General features: G+C 58.5%; 10 protein-coding genes. 2 read left to right on the top strand and 8 right to left on the bottom strand.

Features of this window, described 5'->3' with window-relative positions:
• Window positions 1–25: 25 nt before the first annotated feature.
• Window positions 26–1,489, bottom strand: a complete 1,464-nt coding sequence (locus AACZ17_RS09695) for a TolC family protein (protein ID WP_290742532.1) — start codon at window positions 1,487–1,489, stop codon at window positions 26–28.
• Between the two features lie 731 nt (window positions 1,490–2,220).
• Between AACZ17_RS09695 and AACZ17_RS09690 the strand changes: the two genes are divergently transcribed.
• Together AACZ17_RS09690 and AACZ17_RS09685 are read left to right on the top strand one after the other, a co-directional pair.
• Window positions 2,221–3,897: a hypothetical protein gene (locus AACZ17_RS09690; RefSeq protein WP_290742535.1), complete on the top strand. Its 1,677-nt coding sequence runs from the start codon at window positions 2,221–2,223 to the stop codon at window positions 3,895–3,897.
• Between the two features lie 42 nt (window positions 3,898–3,939).
• Window positions 3,940–4,944 (top strand): protein phosphatase 2C domain-containing protein, encoded by a 1,005-nt coding sequence (locus tag AACZ17_RS09685; RefSeq protein ID WP_290742538.1) that lies wholly within the window; start codon window positions 3,940–3,942, stop codon window positions 4,942–4,944.
• A gap of 36 nt (window positions 4,945–4,980) precedes the next feature.
• On the opposite strand, the gene AACZ17_RS09680 is transcribed toward AACZ17_RS09685, so the two are convergent.
• From AACZ17_RS09680 to AACZ17_RS09650, 7 genes are all read right to left on the bottom strand, one after another.
• A complete protein-coding gene (locus AACZ17_RS09680; RefSeq protein ID WP_290742541.1) occupies window positions 4,981–6,813 on the bottom strand; it encodes a ShlB/FhaC/HecB family hemolysin secretion/activation protein in 1,833 nt (610 codons plus the stop codon).
• Window positions 6,804–10,013: a filamentous hemagglutinin N-terminal domain-containing protein gene (locus tag AACZ17_RS09675; RefSeq protein ID WP_339638221.1), complete on the bottom strand. Its 3,210-nt coding sequence runs from the start codon at window positions 10,011–10,013 to the stop codon at window positions 6,804–6,806. The genes AACZ17_RS09680 and AACZ17_RS09675 overlap by 10 nt, the downstream gene beginning before the upstream one ends.
• A gap of 31 nt (window positions 10,014–10,044) precedes the next feature.
• Complete coding sequence (locus tag AACZ17_RS09670; protein ID WP_290742547.1) at window positions 10,045–12,258, bottom strand: CHAT domain-containing protein; 2,214 nt, start codon at window positions 12,256–12,258, stop codon at window positions 10,045–10,047.
• A 180-nt stretch (window positions 12,259–12,438) separates the two neighbouring features.
• Complete coding sequence (locus AACZ17_RS09665; protein ID WP_290742550.1) at window positions 12,439–14,361, bottom strand: serine/threonine-protein kinase; 1,923 nt, start codon at window positions 14,359–14,361, stop codon at window positions 12,439–12,441.
• A gap of 28 nt (window positions 14,362–14,389) precedes the next feature.
• A complete protein-coding gene (locus AACZ17_RS09660) occupies window positions 14,390–15,304 on the bottom strand; it encodes an OmpA family protein (RefSeq protein ID WP_290742554.1) in 915 nt (304 codons plus the stop codon).
• A 19-nt stretch (window positions 15,305–15,323) separates the two neighbouring features.
• Entirely contained in the window at window positions 15,324–15,536 is a 213-nt protein-coding gene (locus AACZ17_RS09655) for a hypothetical protein (protein WP_290742556.1), read from the bottom strand.
• A gap of 111 nt (window positions 15,537–15,647) precedes the next feature.
• On the bottom strand, window positions 15,648–15,873 hold a 226-nt coding region (locus tag AACZ17_RS09650), incomplete at its 5' end, for a hypothetical protein (RefSeq protein WP_339638217.1).

The following is a 15,873-nucleotide window of genomic DNA, read 5'->3' as shown; positions in this document are numbered from 1 at the left end:
TCCCGCCCCTGATTGTTACGATTTTTCACGACTCCCCCAGCGTTAGCATGGCATCGCTCCAGCCCCCACCCATGGCTTTATACAGATCGACCGTGTCGACAAGAATCTGCTGGTGGTTCTGCAGCAATGACTGATTTGAATTCAACAGACGTCGTTCTGACTCCAGCACTTCCAGCTGAGTCACGATACCGACTTCCAACTGCGCTCGGGTCTGCCGCGCCACTACGCGCAGATGTTCAACCTCTTCTTCCAGTTCGCGCTTTTGCAGCTGCCGGCTACCGAGATTCACCAACGCATTCTCCACCTCCTGGAAGGCCAGAATCACCGTCTTCCTGTACTGCTCCTCACTCACCCTGGCCGAGGCTTCCCGCGACTTGACCTGTGCTTTCAGTTTGGGATCGAATATCGGGATATTTATCGAGGGCCCTATGCCGAAGGTGAGAGACTTCACGAGGGCGGAAAGAGAGGTACTCGCGAGGTTGCCACCGCCTCCGGCGTTGGCGGTAAGACTTATAGAAGGTAGCCGGGCCAACTCGGCCTCACCCACCAACTCATACGATTCCAGCACACGATACTGCGCGGCCACGATATCCGGTCTGCGGGCCAGCAGGTCTGACGGCAGCCCACCCGGGATGTCCATTAATTTTACAGTCTCGCGCAACGGAGCGACCGGCACATCGATACTGCCTGCCGGTTTTCCGAGCAAAGTCGCCACCGCATTTTCCGCGATTTCGCGCTCACGCTGCAGGTCAAGAAGGCGGCGTTTCAGGGTATTCAGCTCCGCCTTTTGCCGCAGCACCGGGGTGTTGGAACCAACACCTTCCCGGTGCTGATTTTCATAGATCGTGTAAATGCGCTGAGCGGCGGCAATCGAACTCTGCTGCAGGTCGATTTGCTCGTCGAGACTGCGGATCAGAAAATAAGTTGTGGCAACACGCGACACCGTCGTGAGATACGTGGCGCGCCAGTCCGCCTCTCCGGCTTGATAGGCAGCTTTGCGCGCGCTCACCCCTTTTTCCAACTTGCCCCAGATATCAATTTCCCAACCGAGTTCGGCGCTGGTGCTGTAGCTGTTGGAAGTCTCCATGTTCCCGGTCATCGGGTTGCGCGCACCTTGTACAGTAGCACCAACGCCAGCGGAGACTGTGGGCAAACGCCCCGCTTCGACCTGCCCCAGCGCTGCACCCGCCTCACCTACCCGAGCCACGGCAATACGCAGATCCAAATTGCCATCGATGCTCTCCGCCACCAGGCCATCGAGGTACGCATCAGAAAATCCGTGCCACCATTGCGGCTGGATAGTCTCCCGCGCCGAGGTCCTCACGCCGTCTGGTGTGGACCACCGGGCCGGTGTTTCGATTTCCGGGAGTTTTAGTTCACCACTTCCTCCACCACCCGCAGCACACGCCATCAGGCAGCCTGCCACAAGGCTGACCGCCGCGGCACGAGCGCACCTGCGGTGCCGCTTGTAGAAACTCAAATGCTGCATATCATTTCCCCCCCTCACACGCCCAGCCAGCGCCTAGCAAATCCAGCGAAAGCGAAGCGTCATCGGGCCATGCTGATGGCTTTCAGGCTTGCTCCCTCCAAGAAATAGAAAGCAAAACCCGGGCCAACCTGTTAAATGCTGGGAAAAAAAACACTCGGGGCGGTGATTCGAACACACAAACGCATAAAATCTGGCGAGGCTAAACAGAGAATCCACCTCCTCATCGCAGACGTGCTCTACCTGTGCCTAAACAGCGGGGGCAACTGCCTGCTTATTGTTCTTTTATTTCAAACTTTTTTATTTATTTGTAGGTCTTTAGCAAACAAAAAGTCCAACACCTGACCTTAGTATACATCTCCTCCCGGAAACGGCACGGATTGTTTGCACACCCGCGCCTGACATACTGGACGCTCCACGCCTTGGAATGCCGCAGAATTCCCCACAGGGGCTCACCGCCGAGGCGCGCCCCACCCAAGGTACGCCCGGGCAAGCGCAGGGCCCACGCTTTGCAAAAAGTTGTGAGGGTCACAACATGTACTTAATTTAGTCTCCACGAGTCACACAGTTTCGCCGGGCCTAGCGCGCGCTACAACGCACGCGCACTCAAAAGCGGTAGTTTTTTTTCAAAGAAAAACAGAACCTTGGATTTTTTTCCGCAATATCGCAGTAGAGCTGGCACCTTTTCTGCTATGACTTCCTGACATAGCCGATTCAATACCGGGATATTCACTATGAGACGTTTGAACTTCTGCCTCCTTGCCGCCTGCGCCGCCCTTGTGCTGGCCTGCTCGGACAAACCTGCTACTGCGGGGATGGGGCCCTTGACCCCGATCATCCAGGAAACAGACGACGGTGGCTGGCGTGTACGCAATGCCGAAGGCGCCATCACGCTGACCAACACGACGGAGCCTGGCGCCATCCGCTACTACTACGTGAACGCCGACGCCGCCGAGGAAGGCCGCAGAGAAGTAGCTGTGGATGTCACGCTGCTGCACTCCGAAGCGGGCTCGCAGGCAGGGTTGCTCTATGGGTTTCAGGAGAACCCGAAGTCCTACTTCCTCTTCACGGTACGGGGCGACGGCATGGCAAGCCTGCATGCCATGGACAGCAGCGGTTTCCATGAGAAGACAGCTTTCTCCCTGAGTACATCGGTAACAGAGACAGTCACCCTCGGCATTGTCGAACGGGGAAACGAAATCGTGCTGCTGGTGAACGGTGAGGAAAAAGCCAGTCTGGGCAATGACAGGCTTGGTCGTGGCGCCGTCGGTATTGTTGCCGGCCACCTGGGTAGCTATCGCTTTGACAACTTTGCGATCCAGCCTGTCCGCAGCGCGGCCGGCCAGGCGGTTCACGCCCGGCCCGATACGCCCATAAATGAGTTGGCCAACAAAGGGTTGCAGGCTAGCCAAGCAACAAACAACAACCGTACGGGACAACCGGCGCCTATCAAGTACTTTGTGACGATGGATGCCAAAACCGGCATGCCCAGCAGCCGTATTCCGCTGCCGGCTGACTGGACGCAACTCAGCAACAACAGGGAGTTTACCTATGAGGGCCCGAACAACATCCGGGTCAGCGCTACCAGTGGCGCCACCTTTCAATTCACCAACAATCCGGATATGGCACAGATGTTCCAAATGCAGGGCACAAGCAATCAGCCCCCCATGTCCATAGAAGCGATCACGCAACGGTTCTTCATGCCAATCGCACAGCAGACCGGCAGAACGCTGACCAGAACCTATGAACTTCCGCAACTGGCGCGCAAATCTCTAAGCGACAGTTCGCAGTACTACAGCGCCATGCCGCAGCAACTTGACGCCAAATCGTATGCACTGGAGTGGACTGACAAGCAAGGGATATCTTACGTTTCCGTGGTCAACATCAACATCGCCTATAGCCAGCCCTCCTCGTACTGGATTCTCATGTCGCAATACCTGGAAGCTCCACACGAGCATTTCCCGGCGGCACGGGATGCCCTGATCAACGGCCTCATCAACGCGCAGACCAATCCGCAGTGGCTGGCACTCAGAAACCAGCAGGACAGACAGCGGTCAGAGGTCAGCAGCAGGCAGCATGCCGCACGCATGAACTCACTACGTGCCGCGGGCAATGCCGCCGCGAATACGGGGAGAATCTACAGCGAAATCTCTGACATCAACCATCAGGGCTATATGAACCGCGACCAGATGAACAGTGCAGGACACCAGCGCACCGTCAACGCCATTGGCGAACGAACCGTCATTGCCAATCCGGAAACCGGCGAGCGCTACAATGTCCAAAGCGGCAGTAATCAATACTGGGTAAACCAAAATGACCGCTACCTGGGAAGTGACAACCCCAACTACGATCCGCGCCTGGACCCCAGCATGAACCAGCAGGAGTGGATCGAGTATGAAGAAGTCCAGTAGGGGCAGTGGGCAGCGGCTCGGGAAGATCGGGAGAGAGGATCGGTGACCACATTAGACACAGCTGGATTCAGCCACGTAGGCGCCCGGCGTCACAACGAAGACGCACTGCTGCTGTGTGACGACCTGGGGCTGTATGCAGTAGCCGATGGCGTCGGTGGCCTGCACGGCGGTGAAGTTGCCAGTCGCATCGTTTGCGACACGCTGGAAGCGGGTTTGCGTGCGGGCCTTTCGCTGAGCGCGGCAATGGATCGGGCGCATGCAGAAGTGCTGAGCGCAGCCGCCCGCGGCGAAGGCGTTCCCGGCTCTGCCTCTACCGCTGTCGCGGTAACCTTGGATAAGGCTCGCCTGCAGCTCGCCTGGGTAGGCGACAGTCGCGCTTATGTCTGGGATGGCGAGCTTCAGCTGCTCAGCAAAGACCACTCTCTGGTGCAGACCCTGGTGGACACTGCCCAACTGGACTTTGCCGAGATCGAGCATCACCCGCAGAAGAACGTTATCAGCCAAGCACTGGGAAGCCGCAGCGGCACGCCGGTTACCGCATACAAGGAAGGCTCATTGAAAACCCCCTGTGTGCTGATGCTGTGCAGCGACGGGGTCAGCGGCGAACTCTCCGAGCGCAGGTTAATCGACACTCTCGCTTCCGGAGAAAGCGCAGAGGCCTGTGCGAGATCGCTAGTTGAAGCTGCGGTCGGTGGCGGAGGGCAGGACAACGCGAGCTGCATCATCATACGTGTGCCGAAAATGGGCCTGCCTCTCGCAACCGAGTCAACGCTGGCGTTCATGCGCTATGGCGCAGACAACCGCTGGCACCTGGCAGAGACAGTTGCAGGCGGCGACACCCAGATGAACCCCAAAGTGGCAGACCACACCCAGACACTGGCACTCCCCGCGAAGGCGGAGCAGCCCCCAGCCGTGAAGAAAAAACTCAGCCTGTTACGCATAGTCACGGGCACCACTTTCAGCGTGATGCTCGTGGTCGGGCTGATATACGCACTCGAGCGAACCACCGCGCTACAGTCCATACTGGCCCTGATCGCACACGATTAAGTCGCCACGCGCCCCTGCAGCGGCAACATCAACTGGCTAATCGAACGGCCAGTGGAAAACGACCGCGAAATGAAAGCCATCATCCTGCAGATCGTTGCTCCCGGCGGTGGTGACGTCATCTTCATCAATACGTTTGCCGTAGTACAGGCTCGCATTGAGGTATTCCTTCGGCTGCCAGCGCAACCCGAGGCCCACACTACTCAGCACTGCGGCACTGCTGGTAGACAAATTATCGTCTTCGTCCCAGCTGCGGCCATAATCGACAAATGGAACCGCGGTCAGATTCCAACGGCTGTAACCGGCGTCGTTGACGAAAATGGGAACACGCCACTCCAGAGAGGCGGCGATACCGTTATCCCGTACCAACTGATTCTCGCGGAAGCCACGCACAGAATACACACCGCCGATGGCAAGCTTTTCCACGGACAACAAGGGGTCAAATGCTTCCTGCCATACGCCACTGAAGACAATCTGGCTGTTGCGAAAGGGAAGGCGGCGTGCGTACTGCACCTGCGTGAGCAGCACAGTGAAGTCGCTTTCCGGAATTTCCGCACCCGTATCAAATTGTACTCGCGGCGCGCCGTCGGGAATCATGGTGGCACCAAAAAGGTCGAGGCCGTAGCGCAGCGTTGCCCGCATGGCCAGTACCTGGAATTCGCCGCGTTCAATCCACTCGCCGCCAATACTTGCATTGGTGGCGGCTATCTCGCCATTGCGAGCGCCCAGGGAAAACGAAAACGGCCGGCCCAGCAGTGACGTGTCCGAGGCACTGTGACCGAGACCTGCTATGAGCGTAACGTAGCGATCCACACTATTGATCAGGGGATGACTAACGGAAACTGCCCACGTCTCGGTGTCGCTATCAATATCGAGCTCATCAAAGGGTGCTTCCACCACTTCCGACTTGCCCTGCTGATACTCGACTTTGAGACGGGTATCCCAGCTGTTAAGGGGCAGTTCATACGCCAGATACGCATCCTGCAAACCCTCGCTTGCGCTTACCGCCAGCGCAAGCCGGTCTGCGCGGTTGGTCAGGTTTAAATGCTCCAGCGTCAGCAGTGCACGTTCAGCACCCACGCTGGGAGAGCGGTAATTGTCCAGCGACATGCCCAAACGCAATGGATTCTCCTCGCGGATACGCAAGCGCAGGTCTGCGGCGCCCTGCGTCAGCCCGGGCACCAACACCCCGTTCACTTGGCGAATAAGCGGGTTGAGCTCCAGCATGCGAAGGCTGCTCTGGAGGTCGTCCAGATTGAGCGGACTTGCGACATGCCGGCGTAACCGCGATTCGATATAGACTGGCGAGAGCCGCTCGTTCTCAAGGATCTGCACCTCCTGAAGCTCACCTTCAATGGCGCGCAAGATCAGCACCCCCGGCGCGAGGTCACCTTCCGGCAATACCACCCCTGAATTAACATAGCCCCGATTGAAATACGCCAGTGACAAGCGTCGCAGCAATTCCTGAATATTTTCGGAGGACAAGTCCCGGTTCTCGAACGGCTCCACGATTACATCCAGCTCTTCTGCTGAAAAAACGCTATTGCCCTTCACCTCTATCGTCGTGACGGCGAGAGGCGACAGGACTGTCGTCGCTGCACGCCCGTCGTCCTGCAGCGTAGGCGATGGCAGCACCTGGGGAGTCGGCACGCTCGACCTCGGCTCGAAATCCGGCTCAAAACCCGGTTCATCAAACCCGTCGCTACCGCTGGAGAACCCCCGCTCAATGTTCGGCCCAAGCCCCGATCCTACACCCCCCGGCTGCGCAAGCACCTGGAAAGTGAGTACGACAGAAACGGCACCCAAAAGCACCCGGCGAAGCCCACTTTTCACCGTCCGCTGCGCGCACACAGTAGTAACGACTAATTGCATTCCGATCCCCAATTCCGAGTCAGTGCAAGCTCCACGCCAGAAGCGGACGCTCGATCCAAATGTAAGGAGGCATCGCCATGTTCCATGCCGCTGGGTACAAATGGGCTCGCCAGGTAGTCGTCATCCGTCTCCGGCACCATGCTGTGACCGGTAATGACCAGACTGCTACCAGCGCCCGTATTCGTCGCACAGCGGTCCTGAATGAGGTTGGTTGCGTCGAGAATCGCGACATCCAGCTCGGTCACCGCGGCACTGATGTCCTGTTCCGGTGAATTTATCTCCAGACTTCCTTCTTCACCCAATGTTGAGGTGACCTGAAATACCGACCGTGCATCACGCAGAAACGAGGCGGCATTGATATTGATGAGGCCACCGTTCCCGGCGTTGGCACTGGCTGTGAGCCCGCTATTGCGCACGAGCACCAGATCGGCCGGTGCGGCGGGATTACCCAGAGTGATCGAACCGCCATTGCCGTCGGCATCGGACGAAGCAGAGCTGGCGGTAATAAACACGATACCCCCAGAACTCGGGTCGCTGTCCAGGTAGATATCGCGGCCAAAGATATTGATATCGCCACCACCTGCATTATCGGAAGTACCCTCAATTCTCGCCCGACGGAGCTGCACTTCATCTGCGGAAAGTAAAATGGTGCCAGCGTTACCGCTGCCCACGGCCGATGTCTGCACAAATCCGCCGCCGTCGAAACGCAGCAGATCACCGGCCACGATACTCACGTCTCCGGCATCGTTGACGCCTTGCGAGTTAGTCAGTAATTCGGTGTCTCCGCCATCAATACTCACGCTTCCCGCGCTGGAAACCAGGATGCTGCCACTACCCCCGTCACCGGTGCTGGCTGACTGTACGGAAACATTTTCCAGTGTAAGCGCCGTACCCGCGCTCATCCGTACCTGGCCCGCCGGCGCGAGGCCACCGGTGCTGCTCTGTAGAAAGCTGTCGCGAACTCCCAGCTCTTCACTGGCGTCCAAAGTGATCTGACCGGGTGAGCTGTTGACGTCGTTCGCGCGGGTGGCCGTACTGAAGGTAGCATTCTCGATGCTGATGGACCTGCCCGTCGCACTTATCACGCCGGCTGCGCCCTGATCGGCAGCAATGCTCCCAACCTCAACAGCCGACAGGGACAACGCGCCTTCTGCCTGTATATCTACTCGACCGGCGTCTCCCACGCCAAGCGAAGAGGAAGAAAGCGTCGTGGGGCTGGGGGCAGAAACAGTGATATCGCCACCTCGCAACACTACGCCACCCGCCATCCCTGTGCCGACGGTTGAGCTGGTTATCGCGTGCTCACCGCTAACAATGAGCGCGTCCTCCGCGACAATTGACACGTTTGCGCCTGTTCCAGCCGTGGCCGTGAAACTGGAGATGCTGCTGGCGTTCGCGGCACCCTGGGTCTGCTCCAGCCGTACGCTGCGGCCTTGCAGGGAAATCTCCCCGCCCGATCCGTCGGCACTCTCTGCGCCCAGCACATTGCTGCTGATATCAAACTGGCCACGCAGCGTGAGGTCACCCACGGCCCCAACGAGAATAGCACCGCCGTCCTGTTCGCCCCCGGTTCCGGTGCTGATAACCGCGCGTTCTGTATCCGTCGTGAGCGCGATATCCCCTTCCGACAGTAACGCAATGGCGGCGCCCACGCCCTGCACGTTGAATCCGCCGAGCAAGGACGTGTTGTGCAGGTAGAGACCTCCCGAACCGGACTGCAGGCTGATCAGGCCCGGTGCCGCGAAGCTCGACCCGCTGGAAAACATATCAGAGAACTCCGCGCTGATCCGGTTGCCAAACAAGAGCAGGTCACCGGCGTCGCCCGAACCATCGGCGATACTCGCGATAAAGACCCTGCTGTCCCTCGCGCCTCGCAACGACACGTCGCCCGTAGCCAGCACGACAATATCGCCCGCACGCCCTGCCCCGATGCTTCTGGTTTGAATCTGCCCCCCCTGCAACAGGAATTCTGCCATGGGCAGCGATGCACTACCGCCAAAAATAATGTTGCCAGAGTTTCCCGTTGCCGCACCGAGGTCCAGCACACGACTGGAAACGAGACCACCAATCTGCTGGTAGCTGCCCGTATCAATGCGGATGGTGCCGGCATTCGCCAGCGTTGCCGTGGCGGTTTGCAGCACACTGCCGCGCAGTTGCATGCTGGACAGCGCGCGCAGGGAGAAGTCCGTCGGCTGCAGCAATGGGAAGGTGCTGATGAAGGAATTCTGGATCAGCAGCCGATCTGCGAGTAGTGCAAAACGGGAAACCGGGGCTACAGCATTATCCGAAAACAGCAGGTTGCTGTTTTCAATGGTTATGTCAGCGAGCGTGGCATTCTCGGCCGCGCTCAAGGCGTAGCCGGCAGACGTATCGACCGCAAGAGCGCCGCCCGGTGCGAGCGCGGCGAGCCCAAGATTGAAGGCCTGGAATTGCGAGCTGTCAGCAGGTGCCAACGGTCTGCCCGGATCTACTGCAGCGGAAATATCACCGGCCACCGTCACTCCGGCAAAGTCCGGATCGGCACTGGTCCCCACCAGCGTCATGTTGGAAAGCAACAGCGGCGTGTTCGTGCCATCAACGTCGCTCACCGCCAGCAAAATGCCCCGTGGCGTGACCGCGGAGGGCAGATCCTGATGGTCGAGAAAACCAAACCCTGCTGGGTTTGCTATCGACAACTCCGAGCTTATGGTCGTTTCGTGTGAATAAAAACTGTCGCCGTTGTCAAAACCCAGCCGATTCGCGGTGGAGAATACGAATGTGCTCTGGGGGTCAAAGGCGGCTCCATCGCCGATGAAAATGCCATTGGGGTTTATCATCCACAACGCGGCTGAGGTCGGTGACAGAGTTCCGCCAGAGGAGCGGCGCACCTGCAGGGCTCCAGATATTTCTGTCGGCTGAACGCCTGTCACTCTGGCAATGATATGCTGTATGTTCGTCGCGCTGTGGGTGAAAGTCGCCGCCTCACCGGAGGAGAGACTGAAACTGGAGAAACTGTGAAACAGGTTATTCCCGGCCACTTCGCCGTCAGGCTGACCAATCTCGAAGATACCGGCGCGGGTAGCGCCCTCGATGTTGGAACCAACGGCGCCATCAAAAACAGCCGCTCCCTGGGCGTTGGATAGCCATAGGCATTGAGCGGTGAGCAGCGCCGTAATCAACCGCGATTGTCGTACTGTTCTGGCCACGTTCATTTTCCTCATAGTCGCACCTCTGCTACCGTCAGGCACTTGTTCACAACCAGTTCCCGATGAGCAGGAAAGGAGCCCACTTGCTCGGATGTTGATTGGAGGGATCGTTGATCAATTTCACCTGCGCCTCGCGCAGCCCCTGCGCCTTGGAGACGTTGCCTGACGCGAGTTGCGCGTAGAACTCACTGACAACTTCGACGGTTGCCTTGTCGTCGACCTCCCACAATGTCGCCAGCGCACTTCTTGCACCGGCCTTCAATGCAACACCAGCCAGGCCCAGTGCCGCACGATCGTCGCCCGCAGCTGTTTCACAGGCACTCAGCACCAGCAGTTCGAGCGTGCCACTGGCTGCAGCACGGGACTGAATCGTTCTGCCGAGATCAGTAATCAAGAACTTGTCGTCATAGGTCAGGAGGAAAGAGTCATCATAGCTGCTGCCGAACTGTCCATGCGTAGCAAAGTGCACGATGCTGTACTCGCCGTTGGCAAGCTCCGACCTGACCTCGGGCAAGGTAAAGGCCTGATTCTGCAGAACATTCGCGGAGAGACTTTCGCGCAGCGTGCGCAGTTCCCGATCAACGCTGGGGAGGGCAGCAAACCCCTGCACAGACTCCGACAATCCACCCGCCAATGTGCGATACGATTCTCCGGAAAACGGCTTGGGATCCAGCAGAGTCAGGCCGGGTGTGGTAGCCAATGCGTAGTGTTCAACCAGAAAGCTATCGCCATCGTGAAGGGCGGCGAGAGGAATTGTCCGTAACGCCCCATCCGGAACTACCACCAGCGTCGCGATGCCGTGCATTTCCAGCACCGACACCAGGGGCTTTATCAGCCAGTCATAGAGCTGCCGGCCATGCGCCAGATACCCATCGGTACCGTTGTCGACTTCAAGGTTCAGCCGAAAGTCACGTATGCGAGCGATCAAGCGTGAGCGCTCGACAGGCACTGTGATCTGGTGGATGCCGCTGGCCGTCGTCAAGAGTAGTTCCAGTCGCGTAGCCAGCACTACGGGGTACAGAACCGCCGCATTCCCGGCCAATTGGTCGAGCACCACGCTCTCGTCACCCACACATTGTTCATCGAAGTAATCCTGCACCTCCGCCAGCTTCAGCTCCTCCAGTGCGAAACGCGCATCGCGCAGCAGTTTCTGCTTCTCATCCGCCTCTGCTTCGATCGCGCTTTGCGTCAGGAGCGCATCGGCATAACTGTAGTAAAGAGGCTGTACAACGTCTGTGAAGGTATCCGGATCCAGTGACTCGAGGTTACTGCGTAGCGTGCGCAGCGATGCGACAGCTCTGGCGTAGGCATCGAGAGAATCCCGGGTATTGCCCAATTCGCCAAAGGAGCGAGCCAGCACCCATTCCCAACGATACTCCAGACCATCTACCTGCACCTGGTTCGCGTACTGAAGTGCCCGCTGGGCATAGATGACCGCCGCATCGTACTGGCGGTCATCAGCGTAGAGTTCAGCGATGTAACCGTTCAGCATAGAGCGTGTGCGTGGTTTTACATCCTGCATTTCTCCCGCTCGCTGCAGCTGCTCCAGGGCCGCCAGACGGTAGGACGCATCGGCACCGAACTCGTTCACCGCCTTGCGGTACAGAGATGCCAAGGCCATGCGCGCGCGACCCGGTGCATCGATCGGCAGCTGGTCGAGCGCATCTGCGATTTGTCGCGCTGTTACCAGAGCGTCCTCTACACGCCCGTCATCAAGCATGGCGCGCGCGCTGTTGACTCTATAAATTACGCGAGAAGAGTCGTCCGGAGCGAGTTCCGCTGCAGCCCGAAAGCCCTCGATCGCCGCACGGTGGTCGCCCTCACGCTGCATAATGAGTGCCTCGTCGTTGCGCAATTGGCCAAGCAACGCGGGTGGCAGCGAGCCCTCCCATTCCAGTGCTCGCGCAATCGCGGCCGACGCCTGCCGCGTGGCCCCCTCGCGGTAGTACAACAGCGCACGCTGCCGCTGTGCCTGCGCAACCTGTGCCGGCACGGCAGCGGACAGGCTCCCGAAATAGTCCTGTAATGCCGTGAGCTCGTTATCGGCACGTGCCAGTGAGCCGAGCCGGCGAAGGAGGTCAATACGCAGCAGACGCGCATCAATCTCTCCCGGCGACAACGCTCCTTCCAGTTGTCGGGACAGCAGGTTTTGGTCCTGATCAAGCATTGCCAGCGCCGCGCGCAATTCGCCAGCAGCACTCAGTGCCATCGCCTGACGCAGGTCGCCACCGGTTGCGCTGGCTGACACTGTGGTGAACACGAGTAGACACGCCACACAGAAACCACGCGGTCGACGCCCCCGGAAAATTCGCTTAATGTTCTGCATACGGCCCCATTGCGAGTAATGCCTGTTCAGGTTGAAGTATAGGACGCATGTACAACCTGGTAGAAAATACCGAGCCGTACGGCTGTTTTTTTCCACAGCAGTGCTTTTCGTCGTTCATATTGGGTCCTGCAGGTAGTTGCGGGCCTGCGGATGGCCGAGCTGTGCCGCGGCAAGGAAGTATTCCCGAGCACGCGCTGTGTCAGGCTCGCTCAAATGAAGTCCTGCGTCGTAGATCCTGCCCAAATTGAATAGCGCATTCCGGTCGCCCTGCTCGCCCGCCAGGGTAAACAAGCGGAGGCTTTCATCGATATCACGACCCAATAACCGGCCGTCAAACAGGTGATTCGCCAGCAGCGTTTGCGAAAGAAAGAAGCCTTGCTCGGCGGATTTCTCGAGGATACGCAGTGCCGCGCGCCGCTGTGCATCGGTCTGCGCCAACGCAAGCAGTAGCGTTGCTTGTTGATACAAACCCAGTGGAGAGCCCTGTCTCGCGGCACTTTCCGCGTAACGCAGCGCGGTCTCCTTGTCTTTCCCCACAACCCAGCCGGTGTCATACAGCTCGCCCAAAACCGACATGGCTCGTGCGGAGCCCGACGCCGCCTGTTGCTGCAACTCTTCAATTGCGGCCATGTCACCCGTCGATTTCACCCGCAAGATATCGGCAAAGATACTGCGCGGATACGCAGCAATAAATTCTTTCTCTGCACCGAGCAAGCCCAGGTTGACAGCATCGTAGAAAGCAAAGAATTCATCGGGTTCAGGCAGCATGAGGCTCAATGCGGACGCGGAAGACATTGTCGATGCCGTGGCGGAGGATCGCTCTGAAGCAGGGGTGCGTTCTGACCCGGCGCCGTCGCCAACACTACCCACCTCATCCTCCAGTGCAGCCGCATCGAGACCCACCGGCTCACTCTGCTCGCGAACCGCCACCTCGGAATTCAGCGTTTCCTCCCTCTCTGCGGCGGTACTGGTAAGCGCCTCCGTCTGCAGCGCAACTGGCGAGTCCCCTGCCGGTACGGCCGCCACCGGTTCATCACCGCGCAGTGCATACCATCCCCCTGCGGCGGACAGGCAGAGCAGCACAAGCGCTCCGATCCCGGCAGCACGCTGCCGTCGCGGCCCTTCGGCGATAGAAACTTGCGCGCTCCTTTCCTGCGGGCTCACCCCGGGGGCCGCCATGATTGCGGTGGCGTCGAAGGCGCTACCGGCAACGACGGGAGGCGGTCCGGTCGGAAGGTTGTCCAGCGCAATGAGTAAATCCTCGCAGCTGGCAAAGCGTTGATCCCTCTCATAGGCCAGCATGCGGTCGAGCAAGGCCTGCAGATGTCGCCAGTGCCCCGGCAACTGTGGCAATTTGTGCTCGAACCGCTGTATGGCGATCTCGGTCAAGTTGCGCCCGCTAAAGGGTGCATCGCCACTCAACATTTGAAACAGCATAACGCCAAGACTGTAAATGTCTGTACGCGCATCGAGCTTATGACCCAAAGATTGCTCGGGGCTCATGTATTTGGGCGAACCGATGACCGATTGCACCCGGGTGATCTGCGTGACGTCCTCGGAGTCCTCCGCTGCACGCGCGATACCAAAGTCTGTGAGCACTGCGGTGTCCGCATCCCGGAACAGAACATTGTCCGGTTTAACGTCCCGGTGGATAAAACCCTTCTTGTGCGCATAACCCAACGCGCTCGCCAGCTGGCGTGTAATATTCAGGGCAATCTGTTCCTGAATGGGCCCGACCATCCGGCTGCGCAAGTCACCTTCCGCAAGAATTTCCATTGCCAGATAGAGCAACCCTTTATGCTCCCCGACATCGTAGACAGGTACGATGTGCGGATGCGACAACATGCCAACAATTCGCGCCTCACGCAGAAAGCGCTTGCCGAACTCTTCGTTCGCCGCGAGCTCCTGTGCGATGATCTTGAGCGCCACGGGGCGCTCGAAGCCGCGCTGAATGGCCAGATACACCCGGGCCATACCCCCTTCACCAAGGAGGTGTTCGATGGTATACCCGGGAATTTCAGGTAAAACGTCTGTCATGACGGCTGCGCTGTAGTGGCCCGACCCCTCAATCGACGAGCACCTCCAACCGTCTATTCAGTCGATGATCGGCTTCCGGCAAGCTCTCCCCCCGGTATTTTGGCCTCCCCTCTCCCGCGCCTTCCACGCGCAAGCGGCCAGCCAGGGTGGGAAAGTTCTGCACCAACTCATCGCGGGCAGCCTGCGCGCGACGTTCAGAGAGGTTCATATTATGCTCCCAACTGCCACGGACATCGGTGTGCCCGACAAGAGTAAAGGCACGCCCATCAAAATTTTCACTGGCCAACACCTTGCCTAGCTCCATGATGTTCTCACTGGTCAGCGCATCCATCTCAGTACTGTCAAGCTTGTAGTTGATGGGAATGCGCACCCGCGTCTTCTCCGCATCACCCCCGGCCAGTCCGCTGGAGGTCAGGCTATCCGTCGAGAGCAATCCAAACTCCTGGCTGGACAGGCTGCGTTTGATGGAATCGCTTGAGATCGGCGTGTCGATCAGGCTGTGATCAAGCTGCCTGGCGTTCTCTCGCATCCAGGACGGAGGGTTAGAGTGTCGTTCAATGGCGCGGTCCAGGGTGGCCAAAGCTTCGAAGCGTTGGCCGTTGAGCGCCAGCACCTGACCGTAACGTGCGAGAGATACGGCGGCTTCATCTTGGGTGGCGGCATGCACGACCGCTTGCTCATAGGCATGCAGCGATTCTTCCAACTTGCGTTCCCTCTGGAAGGCGGTGCCCATCAGGTGCCAAGCGGCATAGGAGTCGCAGGCCTCAACGGACTTGTTCAACCACGCTGTTGCCTTCTCGAAGTCCTGTTGCGCGCCAGCCTTGCGGGCAAGATCGTAATAGCGCTTGCCGTCAGCACAGGGAATCGCGGCATCAGCCGTCTGGGCAGCGAGAGCCGCCACCATTCCCGCTGCTGCTATCAGATTGCTCGATCTCTTGAACATGGTGTCCTCCTTCGCCTACTCATGATCTCAGGAAGCTGATGAAGTTGTTGTGTTGCGTATCAAACGAGGCGCCGCGCGAGGCCCACGATGATTGCAACGTGGATACAAACGGGTTGTAGTAGTAGCTGTAGGCTGGTTGGTACAACCAGTACCAGCCACCGGTCACTGTTGCGAGGGCTTGCTTGTCGAGGTCGCGACTGTCTTCCAGGTCGTTGATTGTGATATGGGCCATGAGAACTCTCCTTGAATACGTCGTCGTGCGTTATCAGGTTGCGATGTTTTTCGCCGTGCTGGCGATCCTGTGTTAGCTTAAGCAGAAACAGTGCCAACTTTTAATAACCACTCATAGAAATTCATAAGCACCTGATATTGTTGATAATAAACTTTTATTCAGCGCCTTTGGCGAGCAGATCCGGCAGTCCATCGCAGCTATTTGTTTGAGCTTTCCCAACATGCTTGGCGAATTAGTCAGCGAATAAGGAACACTAGGGCCTGCGAGCAAATCGCGGGCACAAAAAAAACCCGCCACTGGGGCGGGTTGGGTTTTGCGCTGCGCCTCAGGAGCGCAG

Source organism: uncultured Haliea sp. (genome assembly GCF_963973825.1).
GTDB lineage: Bacteria > Pseudomonadota > Gammaproteobacteria > Pseudomonadales > Halieaceae > Haliea.
Note: the sequence above shows the minus strand (reverse complement) of the source record. Positions and strands in the feature narration are given on the sequence as shown.

Excerpts from the sequence above, each read along its gene's own strand:
- AACZ17_RS09675 (WP_339638221.1), bottom strand. The coding sequence starts at position 10,013 with ATGAGGAAAATGAACGTGGCCAGAACAGTACGACAATCGCGGTTGATT.
- AACZ17_RS09690 (WP_290742535.1), top strand. The coding sequence starts at position 2,221 with ATGAGACGTTTGAACTTCTGCCTCCTTGCCGCCTGCGCCGCCCTTGTG.
- AACZ17_RS09695 (WP_290742532.1), bottom strand. The coding sequence starts at position 1,489 with ATGCAGCATTTGAGTTTCTACAAGCGGCACCGCAGGTGCGCTCGTGCC.
- AACZ17_RS09655 (WP_290742556.1), bottom strand. The coding sequence starts at position 15,536 with ATGGCCCATATCACAATCAACGACCTGGAAGACAGTCGCGACCTCGAC.
- AACZ17_RS09660 (WP_290742554.1), bottom strand. The coding sequence starts at position 15,304 with ATGTTCAAGAGATCGAGCAATCTGATAGCAGCAGCGGGAATGGTGGCG.
- AACZ17_RS09680 (WP_290742541.1), bottom strand. The coding sequence starts at position 6,813 with ATGCAATTAGTCGTTACTACTGTGTGCGCGCAGCGGACGGTGAAAAGT.
- AACZ17_RS09665 (WP_290742550.1), bottom strand. The coding sequence starts at position 14,361 with ATGACAGACGTTTTACCTGAAATTCCCGGGTATACCATCGAACACCTC.